Here is a 10,639-nt window from a genome sequence, read left to right as displayed (position 1 = left end):
CCTCCGGCTTCATCGCCGCGGAACCGGCAATGGTCGCGACGGTGAAGTCGCGGTCGGAGATCACCGGCTTGACGCCGGCCGGCAGCTTGACCGCCGAGATGTGGATCGAATCGCCGATATCGGTGCCGGTAAGATCGACGGTGATGAACTCCGGGATCGCATTGGCAGGGCAATGGAACTCGACTTCATGACGCACGATGTTGAGCACGCCGCCGCGCTTGATGCCGGGCGACTTGTCCTCGTTGATGAAGTGGACCGGCACGTTGACATTGACTTCGGTGTCCTTGCCGATGCGCAGGAAGTCGACATGGACCGGGAAATCCCTGACCGGGTCGAGCTGGTAGTCCTTTGGCAGGACCTGGATCTTCTTGCCGTCGACATCGATCGTGGCGATCGTGGTCAGGAACCCGCCGCCATGGATCTTGTAGTAGATGTCCTTGTAGGTCAGCGCAATCGCCAGGGGAGGCTGCTTGTCGCCGTAAATTACTGCAGGCACTTTACCGTTGCGGCGAACTGCACGGGCGGACCCCTTACCGACCTGTTCGCGCGCTTCGGCCTTGAGCTCGTAAGTATCGCTCATGGCATTTCCTTTCGCGTTGTTCTGGAGCGTTCGCGGCCGGCGAGGTGCCTGGGGCCGTAAACGTCGAAAGCCGTCATGGCCTTACATGATCGGGTCCAAAATCTTTTTGGGATCACGTTAGGCCGGACAGCCTTCCGCCGCGTTGCCTCCAAGGGTGTCTACGCGGGTGGCGGCTCTATAGCGGAAGGTGGGACGAGGTGCAAGCCAAAGTCGGGCGTGAGGAAGCTCCGAACGCCCGAATGTCTGCCGACCGCGGAAACAAGCCCTGTTCCCGCAATGGGCAGACGTTCTGCGCTTCCAGTGAGATAACCAAGATCGCCAAAATGCGGCAGTTTGCCCCGCCGGTCATCAGCCCGCAACTCAGGATTTATCGGGCACGTCCGTGATCGTAGACACATCGAAAACCTATGTAGACGACGTAGAAATCGACAGGTTTCCATTGCATCGCGCTGGACACCATCTCCTCGGCACCATACCACCAGGAGCCACCGGCAGTTAGAGCCGCTTGGCCATCACGATCGGCAAGCCATTCCCACACGTTGCCACCCATATCGTAGAGACCATTGACCCCGACCTGCGTGGTACCCGCTGCCGCATGGCGCGGCCAAGGATCGTCGCCCCGCGTGTTGGCGCCGATGGGAGTGTCGCCGACAGGATATGCATATTGCCTGCCGGCGATGAAGCCCGCCGATGGGTCAGGGCGGGTTTCGCGATAGGCCGCCTGGACCCATTCTTTGATGGTCGGCAAGCGGCCGCCGGCCCAAGCGCAATAGGCTGCCGCCTCGTGCCAGCTGAGATGAACGGCCGGCTCGCTCGTCGATTGTGGCGCTTCTCCGAAGGGCGTCCGATATGTCCATCCAGGACGCCGCTCCCATCCCGAGCCCCACTCGTGTCCGCCACCCAAGGTTTCGGCGGCCGTCATCAGCCCCGTCGCTTCAGCGAAGCCGGTGAATTGTCCGATTGTCACTTCGGTGCGGTCGATGGTGAATTGTCCCACGAAAGCCCGTTCGTTGGCGCTGAGCTGGCCGCAGGTCACCAGAAGAACGGCGACCGAGAGAACTGCGGGAGCATTCTTCAAGCGAAGGGCCACTTCACGACCCCTCCATAGTTCTTTCCTGGATAGGGCGGTTGCCGAAGGGCATCGGACACACCGGGAAGAGATATGTAGTATTCCGCCATACGCTCTCGCATCGACCGATCCGGCAGCTCGCCAAAGAGCGCGCCCATGTTGTCAACCAGGTGTTCGGGATTGCTGGTTGCCGGAATCACTACGGTAACGTTGGGGTGGGAAATGATGAACTTGAGAAAGTACTCAGCCCAGCTTTCAATGCCCAATTCGGCGGCGAAAGGCGGAAGAGGCTGTTCGGCAACTGGCGTGAACAGGCGCGCCTTCTCGAAGGGAATGTTCACCTGCACGGCGACGCCATTGTCCGCACAGGCCTGCAGCAGTCTCTTTTCGGCCGCCCGCGTATGGATGGTGTAGGCGATCTGAACGAAGTCGAGCGTGCCGCCTGCAACCAACCGCTCCATGGTATCGTAGTATTCGGCGCTCCACTGCGTCGCCCCGATATAGCGGATCAGGCCTTCCTCCTTCCATTGGCGCAGCAGGTGCAGGACCTGATCGTGATTCTCGAGACTATGAACTTGTTGGACATCCATCCGGCTACGCCAGAGGCGCTCGCGCGAGCGAAGAAATTGCGCCTCCGAGTGACTGTTGTCCGAGAGATATTCGCCCGTTGTCCAAGTCTTGTTGGTGACGAAAATGTCATCCGCTATGCCCAGTTCGGTCACGAAATCGCCGACGCTGACCTCGGACATGCCGTACAGCGGCGACGTGTCGATGACGCGCCCGCCCATCTGATGGAAGGAACGGATGATCTCGCGAATGTTGTCTCGCGGTTCACCGGGCATGATGTCGAATGTTTCGAAAGTGCCCAGACCGACGGCGGGGATCATCTCGCCCGTCTTGGGGATCGGCCGCATGATGGCCGAGCGCTCTTGCGCGATTGCCTTGATCGGAAATTGGCCGGCCGCGGCGACTGCCGCCAGCATTGCGGTGGAACGGAGAAGATCGCGGCGGGTGGTGAGAAACTTGGGACGAGACATCGAGGGTACTCCGTTTGATGTGCGGGCAAGCTAGCCGAAAACACGGAGCAAATGCGCGCCTCATCCTGACCGGATCGCTTCATCCTGATCGTTTCTTGCCGGGACGGCGACCGCTCGAAACTCACGTCGATATTCCGACGGCGTCGTGCCGAGTATGGTACGGAATAGCCTTGCAAGGTGGCTTGGGCTCGCCAAGCCCACTTCGAGAGCTATACGGTTAACGGAACAATCCGTCTGAGCCAGCAATGAAGCCGCGCGCTCGACGCGCCGTTCAGAGATAGCTTGAACGGGCGTGCGGCCCGCGGCGCCCCGAAAAGCCCTGTAGAAATGGCCTTCTGAAATACCAAGCGGCGTGGCCAGATCGGCGATCTGGACCGGCTGCGGCAGCAAATGATCGATGCGTTCCATCGTCATACGCAGCTGCCTGGCCGAGAGTTGCCGGATTCCCTTGGCGCGAACGGGGCGACCGGATCGACGCAGCAGATATTCGGCAAGCGCTATCGTCATGACGCTGCAATAAGTGGCGTCGAGCGCGCCATCGACGGACAGGAGATTTTTCATTTGCGCTATCAGACCGTACAAAAATGGTTCTGAAGGCTCGATGAATGGAGCTATCGACATGATGTCTGCGGCGACGGATCCCGGATGCACGGCGATCGCGCCCCACTCCCATGCGACGTGCTCCAAGGAGAGTCGCCGTTCGCAACCCGCAGGCAGGAAGGACACGGTTCCCACTCGGTCTCGGCCGGAATACCGCAGACCGCTGTCAGTCCTGAACTCATGCCGGATCGCTCCACCCTTTGTAGTTGCCATGATCAAGTGACAATCGGGGCGAATGTTGCCTTCCACCGCACGGGTATAGCGACGCGCAGCTGTCTCAAACCAGCCCCCTTGCCAGCCGCAGGTGGCCTGGCTCTGAGGCATCGGTGAGACAGTCCAGGTCGCGCCGGTCACTAACTCCGTCATACAAGTCTCTCGGGCCTTTTAGAATCCCAAGATGGAAAGGGACCGCGGCGAAATCAACCGTGCGGTTCGATCACGTTCACGAAGGCGACGAGTTCGGCAAAACACCGTCAACAGGCCGAGCAGCGGCAGGTTGGAGCAGACCTGAAGACGAAGTCGACGCCTTTCATGTCGGCGACGACCCAAGCCCGGCGGCGGCGATGCTTCCCATGCCGAAGGCGGAGCCAAAGAATATACAGGCGATCATGCCGACCCGGCCGGGCACCAGTCGGCCCGAGGTGCAGCCGTTGCAGGCATGGGCAGTGTTTCGCTTTGAATTTCGGGTTTGCGCCCCATTTTCAAACGTTTCGATCGCGCTTGAAAGCCGACCGCAACCGATCAGTGTCAGACCGGAAACAGGAGTGCCGAAAGCAATGCGGCGACATACAGTCCGACCCCGAAGGACAGATGAGTCATGAGGCCGCGCAGACGCGCAGTGTGCGGCTTGGGAGTTTTCGAGGCTGCAATTCCGGCTCCAAAGGCTGGCTGCATGACGAAGAACGGGGCGACAACCGTGGACATGCCGACAAGAAGTGCGGGAAGAAATGTCGGATATCGTGCCCAGTCGATGCCCCATACTCCCATCAGCAATGCAGCAAAGACGATGCCGATCGCGTAATGCGCTACCCATCCAATCGGCGTTTCGCCTGGAATTCGGGGAGCCTGCGCGATATTTGCATGCGCGAAACGGCCTCGCGGAAAGTGCCCGATCCAGCGGCCGACCCAGGCATAATCAAGCGGCGGAATCGCGAACGCGCGCTTCAGAAATAGCCCCCAAAGATCCATCACCGCCGTCGCGCCCGCTCCGATCGCGGCTGCGCGGACAACCAACTCCAACTGGTCGTTCATTTCTAGGCTCCTGTCCTGTCGATGCTGCTTCTTGGGCGTCAGACACTAGCCGATATAAACCTCTCGTTCAATGTATTGATTGATTGATAGACTCATGGTAGGCCTGCGATATGAAAAACGCAGGTGTCCATCATCCGATCTTCGACGAAATAGCGGATCTCGCCCGCACGCTGGGACATCCACATCGGCTGGTTCTTCTCCGCCACATTGCCGACGGCGAACTCGCCGTGGAGCAGCTGACGCAACTTTCCGGGATCGCGTTGGCCAACACGTCGCAGCATCTTCAACACCTCAAGCGGGCCGGCTTGGTGCAGACCCGGCGAGACGGGAAACGCGTGCTCTATCGTTTGGCCGATGGCCCGATCGAAAACGTGCTCGCCGCCCTGCGAAGCCTTGCGAACCATAGGCGGGAGCAAATCCGCGAACTTATCAATGACACTATGAGCCGGCCGGACAGGCTGGAGAACATCTCGCGCGAGGAACTCGTGCGCCGCATGCGGGACGACGAAATCGTGCTGCTCGACGTTCGGCCGCAGGAAGAATACGCAGCCGGGCATTTGCCGGGTGCGATCAACATTCCCGTCGGTGAGCTGGAGGAACGGCTTGCAGAGCTTCCACGAGAGAAGGTCATCGTTGCCTATTGCCGTGGTGTCCAGTGCATTCTCTCTGCCGACGCGCTGGCAATCCTGAGGGCGCGAGGCTGGGCCTCACGCCGGTTCGAAGGTGGTTTTCCCGAGTGGCTGACGTCAGGCCTGGATGTCGACGGCATGAACTACGAAAGCGGCTGACAGAAGCCGAGGTCGGGTCCGCGCTCAACGCAATGTAAGCCAGAAGACCACCCGCTGCGTCATCCGGGCTCAGGCGCTCCCGGTCACAACCTCACCAGACCGAAGCCGGCACAAGCCAAAACGATTCCTGAAGCGATGGTTCGCGCCTGGTTCCAGAACTGCCACCGTTCTGAATAGCCCTGCCAGATCTCTCTCGCAGTCTCGATATCTTTGGGAATGGCGGTTGCGGCCAATGCCTCGTTCATCGGCACATGCACCGTCAATGTGAGGAAAAGGCCGGATGTCAGATAGACGAGCGCCGCCGCAGCGAACCAGAACGCAGGCGACTTGCGGCCACTGAAACGCATCGCGGCAGCCGTGAGCCCCAGGACGACTGGCGTCAGAAAGAATGCGGGAAAGAACACGGCGTTGCGAACCGATGCATTCATCGCCTGCATAGCCTCGATTGCCACGCGCGGATCAGTCTGGTCGAGCCCCCACATTGTGGAGCAGACCCAGGCGTAGAAAAATCCGAAAATCGCCCCGCAAAAGACGATCGATGTGACCGACAGTCCTACCACTATCCCAGGCATCACAGCTTCCTTTAAACCGTATCGTCGTGTACGCTTGCATTTACGTACAAAAGTGTACGGTTCTGGTCAAGCAGTTCGGAGATTGGCAGTTTCGGAGATTGGAATGCGCGAAGACACCAAGGCTGCGCGTCGAGCACAGATCGAGAGGGCAGCCTACAAGCTTCTCAAGGAGAGAGGCTACGGCGGGACTTCTATGCTTGGCATAGCCAAAGAGGCAAAGGCGTCAAACGAAACCCTCTATCGCTGGTATGGCGATAAGAAGGGCTTGTTCAAGACGATGGTCGAAAACAATGCAAGGACGACGAAGGCGGCACTGGATTCGGCAATAAGGGACGACGCCGATCCTTTGGTAACCCTTGAAGATGTGGCTCCGATCCTCCTGTCGATGCTGCTTGGCGAGCGGGCAATTTCCCTGAACCGCGCTGCTGCTTCTGACGAAAGTTGCGAATTGGGTGCGACGATTGCCGCAGGTGGTCGCGATTCGGTATTTCCGCTGATCGAGAAATTGATCCAGCGCGACTTGGAGAGCGGTGCGCTGGTTGCGCCATCTGCGCGCATAGCGGCCGATTGGTTCTTGAACCTGCTGATTGGTGATCTGCAGATCCGGCGGGTCATTCACTCTCTGCCGGTTCCTTCAGACAAGGATGTCCGTTCGAGAGTGACTGCCGCGATCAGCGCATTTAAAAGGCTTTGCAGCACATGACGGCAACAATCGATCTGTGCCCGTTCCACGCGTGAGGTGGGCAGGAAGACGGCGCTCCCGACCCTCTACGGGGCGAGCCGAAACCAAATTCAGCTTCACCCGATCGTGGCCTCCCTCTCGAGCTTCCTCGCTTCCTTCATGTTCGGCAAAAAAACCGTCAGCAGCCCGAGCAGCGGCAGGTAGGAGCAGACCTGAAAGACGAAGTCGATGCCTTTCATGTCGGCGACGACGCCGAGCACGGCGGCGGCGATGCCGCCCATGCCGAAGGCGAAGCCGAAGAAGATACCGGCGATCATGCCGACGCGGCCCGGCACCAGCTCCTGGGCGAAGACGACGATGTTCGAGAAGGCCGAGGACAGGATCAGGCCGATCAGCACAGTCAGGATCATCGTCCATTCGAGATTGGCATAGGGCAGGGCCAGCGTGAAGGGCAGCACGCCGACGATCGAGAACCAGATCATCGCCTTCTGTCCGTAGCGGTCGCCGAACGGGCCACCGAGCAGGATGCCCAGCGCCGAGGCGCCGAGGAACAGGAACAGCATGACCTGCGACACCTGCACCGAAACGTCGAATTTATCGATGGCGTAGAAGGTGTAGTAGCTGGCGAGGCTGGCGATGTAGGCGTTCTTGGTCAGCACCAGCAAGGTCAGCACCGCCAACGCGCCCATCACCTTGCGGCGCGGGAAGGGCGATACAAAACCTGCCGCCTTGCGGTTGGCGAGCGAAGCGCGCAGGCGGCTGTACCAGCCGCCGACCCGCCACAGCACGATGATACCGATCAGCGATCCGACGGCAAACCACGCTATGCTGGTCTGGCCGAAAGGCACGACGATGAAGGCAGCCAGCAGCGGCCCGATGGCCTGGCCGAAGTTGCCGCCGACCTGGAACAGAGATTGCGCCAGGCCGAACCTGCCGCCCGAGGCGAAGCGGGCGATGCGCGAGGATTCCGGGTGGAAGATCGCCGAGCCGATGCCGATCAGCGACGCGCCGATCAGCAGCAGCCAATAGTGTCCGGCATAGGCCAGCACGATCAGGCCGATCAGCGAGGACGCCATGCCGTAGGGCAGCGAATAGGGCATCGGCCGCTTGTCGGTGACCATTCCGATCAGCGGCTGCAGCAATGAGGCCGTTACCTGGAAGGTGAACGTCAAAAGGCCGATCTGCCAGAAATCGAGACCGTAATTGTCTTTCAGCAGCGGATAGATGGCCGAGAGCAGCGACTGCATGATGTCGTTGACACAATGACAGAAGCTCACCGCAAGAATGACGCTAAAGGCCGTTGCTTGCGCCGAAGTGTGGCTGGCCGTCGCAGGCGTGGCGGCGGTGGTGGCTGTCGTATCGGTCAAGGCATGCTCCGTGGTCTTTTTGGCGGGCGCTGGCGCAGGCGGCCTCATAGCCGGGTTGCCTTATAAGTCACTTGCCGGGCGACTTCTTTCGTGGTTTGGTCCAATAATTTCGCGAGTGGGCCATTACTCAATGCCGCGTGGCAATGAAATCTTCAAAGTGGGCGACACCGATCTCGGCCAGCTTGCCGACCTCGGGCAGTTGCATGAGCGCCGCTGGCAGTGGCTGGAGCAGGCCGTCGGGCCAGCGGTGGCCCTGCCGACCGAATATCCCGATGGCTACCACGTGCCGCAGCACCGTCACAGTCGCAGTCAGTTGCTGCATGCGCTTGTCGGCGTCGTGCTGGTGACGACGCGGCATGGCCGCTGGATGGTGCCTCCCGATCATGCCATGTGGATTCCCGCCGGCACCGAGCATTCCGTCGAGATGCTTGGCGACGTCAGCATGCGTTCGGTCTATGTGATGCCGGACGCCATTGCGGGGCTGCCGCATGGGCTGCGCGTCGTCGGTATTACAGATCTGATGCACAGCCTGATCGTGGAATCTGAAAAGCTGCCGCAGGGCGCCGAGCTGGAAGGGCGCGGCGGGCTGATCATGAGCCTCCTGCTGCATGAAATCCCGAACCTGCCGGAACGGCCGCTCGGCCTGCCTTTTCCTTCAGATCCAAAGCTTGCGGCACTGTGCCGGCGCTTCGTCGCAGCACCCTCGCCGCACGCGACAATCGACGAATGGGCCGATATCGTCGGCATGAGCCGCCGTTCCTTCACCCGCGCCTTTCATCGCCAGACCGGATTGTCGCTGTCGACATGGCGCCAGCAGGCCTGCCTGTTCGCGGCCTTGCCGAGGCTGGCCGATGGCGAGCCGATCACAAGGGTGGCGTTCGACCTCGGCTATGACAGCGTGCCGGCCTTCATCACCATGTTCAAGCGTATGCTGGGGGCATCGCCGCGGGGCTATATGCGAGGGACAAGGGACAATATCAGGGTGTCGAACGGGTAACGCATGACCCGAACCTTCGGTTCGCTTCAGCGAAATCGGAACCGATTTCGCTGGGGACCATGCGCAAAATCAAAATGCTACAGCGTCCTTTGCGCGTCCACTGGACGCGCGGCGCTGTAGCGCTGGCAGATTTCAGTCGAACAGGCTCGATACCGATTCCTCGGTCGCCGTGCGCGAGATCGCCTCACCCATCAGGTCGGCGATGGAGATGACGCGGATATTGCTGGCGTCGAGCACTGCCTGGGTCGGCTGGATGGAATCGGTAATGACCAGTTCCTGCAGCTTCGAGGCGCCGATGCGCGCGATGGCGCCGCCCGACAAAACGCCATGGGTGGTGTAGGCAGTGACGCTGGTGGCGCCGCCGGCAAGCAGTGCATCGGCCGCATTGCACAAGGTGCCACCCGAATCGATGATGTCGTCGATCAGCAGGCAATCCTTGCCGCGCACGTCGCCGATGACGTTCATGACTTCCGATTCACCGGGGCGCTCGCGACGCTTGTCGACGATGGCGAGTTGAGCATCGATGCGTTTGGCCAGCGCGCGGGCGCGGACCACGCCACCGACATCCGGCGACACAACCATGACATTGGCAAGCTGCTTATATTTCGCCTTCACGTCGCGGGCCATGACCGGCACCGAGAACAGGTTGTCGGTCGGGATATCGAAGAAGCCCTGGATCTGGCCGGCGTGGAGATCCAGCGTCAAGACGCGATCGACGCCGGCCCGCGTGATCATGTTGGCGACCAGCTTGGCCGAGATCGGCGTGCGGCCCGAGGCGCGGCGATCTTGCCTGGCATAGCCGAAATAGGGAATGACCGCCGTGATGCGCTTGGCCGACGAGCGCATAAAGGCATCGATCATGATGAGCAGTTCCATCAGGTGATCGTTGGTCGGGAACGAGGTGGACTGCAGGATGAAGACATCCTCGCCGCGCACATTCTCCTGGATCTCGACGAAGATTTCCTGATCGGCGAAGCGCCTGACGCTGGCTTTGCCCAGCGGGATGTTGAGATAGCGGGCGACCGCTTCGGCCAGCACCCTGTTGGAATTGCCCGCGAAAAGCTTCATGCACCGTTCCTGGTGAAGGATGGAGACTCTGGCAGACTCTCTTGAGCCCCTTAGTCGGGGCTTTTAGCGGCCCGTGCCGGTATTGCAAGCGTCGTGAGCGGAATCCGCAGGCTAATGTCAATAAACGTCTACGACGGGGAGCCGGCAACATGTCAGCCCGCCAGTCAACCCGCTTGGCCGCCAAGCCATGTGGCAAACTGGTCGATCGTCTGGTCGGCGATCGCCTGCATGGTCTCCGGCGCGACCGCAGCCCAGCCTTCGCCACCATTGGCCGAGGGCGCCTTCTGCTGGCCGTTGATGCGATGCAGCCGGTTGCCTGCCGGGTCATAGATGTCCCAGACATAGATGACGGTGGTGTCCTTGCCTTCCGACATCGTCGAGAAATAGCCCTTCAGCACGTGCGTAGGGGTCTGGCCGGCGCTACCGGCCAAGGTGATGCCGCGCTGCTTGGCTCGCGTCTGAAGCTCCGCGGTCAGCGGTGTCGCGGCTTCCACCGAGGCGCCGACGATCGGCGCTACCTGCAGGCGGGTTCGTGCGATGACGGCGGCGCTCTTTGCGGGCTGCGAGGGGGCGGAAGGCTGTGCCGTTGCGGATGGATGGGCGGTCGTTGCAGGTGTGGTGGGCGTTG

General features: G+C 60.8%; 12 protein-coding genes and 1 pseudogene. 3 read left to right on the top strand and 10 right to left on the bottom strand.

Translation table 11 applies throughout. The features are described from left to right. The 6 genes and pseudogenes from EOA85_RS16820 to EOA85_RS16795 form a co-directional block, all read right to left on the bottom strand. A partial coding sequence (locus EOA85_RS16820) for a 50S ribosomal protein L25/general stress protein Ctc (RefSeq protein ID WP_127210466.1) occupies positions 1-580 on the bottom strand: 580 nt, incomplete at its 3' end. Positions 581-947: 367 nt separating this feature from the next. Beyond that, entirely contained in the window at positions 948-1,670 is a 723-nt protein-coding gene (locus EOA85_RS16815; protein ID WP_245485826.1) for a formylglycine-generating enzyme family protein, read from the bottom strand. Next, positions 1,655-2,632 (bottom strand): aldo/keto reductase, encoded by a 978-nt coding sequence (locus EOA85_RS16810; RefSeq protein ID WP_245485824.1) that lies wholly within the window; start codon positions 2,630-2,632, stop codon positions 1,655-1,657. Before EOA85_RS16810 ends, EOA85_RS16815 begins: the two co-directional genes overlap by 16 nt. Positions 2,633-2,746: 114 nt before the next feature. Continuing rightward, complete coding sequence (locus EOA85_RS16805) at positions 2,747-3,373, bottom strand: AraC family transcriptional regulator (RefSeq protein ID WP_164891591.1); 627 nt, start codon at positions 3,371-3,373, stop codon at positions 2,747-2,749. 297 nt (positions 3,374-3,670) lie between these two features. Next, positions 3,671-3,917 (bottom strand): annotated as a pseudogene (locus EOA85_RS39010) (hypothetical protein); the annotation flags it as partial. 116 nt (positions 3,918-4,033) lie between these two features. Further along, a complete protein-coding gene (locus tag EOA85_RS16795; protein ID WP_127210465.1) occupies positions 4,034-4,537 on the bottom strand; it encodes a DUF2938 domain-containing protein in 504 nt (167 codons plus the stop codon). A gap of 110 nt (positions 4,538-4,647) precedes the next feature. Here EOA85_RS16795 and EOA85_RS16790 point away from each other — a divergent pair, with 110 nt between their 5' ends. Then, positions 4,648-5,325, top strand: a complete 678-nt coding sequence (locus tag EOA85_RS16790) for a metalloregulator ArsR/SmtB family transcription factor (RefSeq protein WP_127210464.1) — start codon at positions 4,648-4,650, stop codon at positions 5,323-5,325. A gap of 83 nt (positions 5,326-5,408) precedes the next feature. On the opposite strand, the gene EOA85_RS16785 is transcribed toward EOA85_RS16790, so the two are convergent. After that, positions 5,409-5,807, bottom strand: a complete 399-nt coding sequence (locus EOA85_RS16785; protein ID WP_348627911.1) for an anthrone oxygenase family protein — start codon at positions 5,805-5,807, stop codon at positions 5,409-5,411. Positions 5,808-6,000: 193 nt separating this feature from the next. Between EOA85_RS16785 and EOA85_RS16780 the strand changes: the two genes are divergently transcribed. Further along, positions 6,001-6,600, top strand: a complete 600-nt coding sequence (locus EOA85_RS16780) for a TetR/AcrR family transcriptional regulator (protein WP_127210462.1) — start codon at positions 6,001-6,003, stop codon at positions 6,598-6,600. Between the two features lie 95 nt (positions 6,601-6,695). Here the strand turns inward: EOA85_RS16780 and EOA85_RS16775 are convergent, their stop codons facing one another. After that, positions 6,696-7,946, bottom strand: coding sequence for an MFS transporter (locus EOA85_RS16775; RefSeq protein WP_164759702.1), 1,251 nt, complete (start codon positions 7,944-7,946; stop codon positions 6,696-6,698). 130 nt (positions 7,947-8,076) lie between these two features. Between EOA85_RS16775 and EOA85_RS16770 the strand changes: the two genes are divergently transcribed. Next, entirely contained in the window at positions 8,077-8,943 is an 867-nt protein-coding gene (locus EOA85_RS16770) for a helix-turn-helix transcriptional regulator (RefSeq protein ID WP_127210460.1), read from the top strand. Between the two features lie 132 nt (positions 8,944-9,075). On the opposite strand, the gene EOA85_RS16765 is transcribed toward EOA85_RS16770, so the two are convergent. Together EOA85_RS16765 and EOA85_RS16760 are read right to left on the bottom strand one after the other, a co-directional pair. Continuing rightward, positions 9,076-10,011, bottom strand: coding sequence for a ribose-phosphate pyrophosphokinase (locus EOA85_RS16765; protein ID WP_065011960.1), 936 nt, complete (start codon positions 10,009-10,011; stop codon positions 9,076-9,078). Positions 10,012-10,175: 164 nt separating this feature from the next. Continuing rightward, positions 10,176-10,639 (bottom strand): hypothetical protein (locus EOA85_RS16760; RefSeq protein ID WP_245485822.1); only part of this gene is annotated, 464 nt, incomplete at its 5' end.

This window comes from Mesorhizobium sp. M5C.F.Ca.IN.020.29.1.1 (assembly GCF_003997375.1).
In the GTDB taxonomy this organism is placed as follows: Bacteria; Pseudomonadota; Alphaproteobacteria; order Rhizobiales; family Rhizobiaceae; genus Mesorhizobium; species Mesorhizobium wenxiniae.
This window is presented reverse-complemented; position numbering and strand designations above follow the sequence as displayed.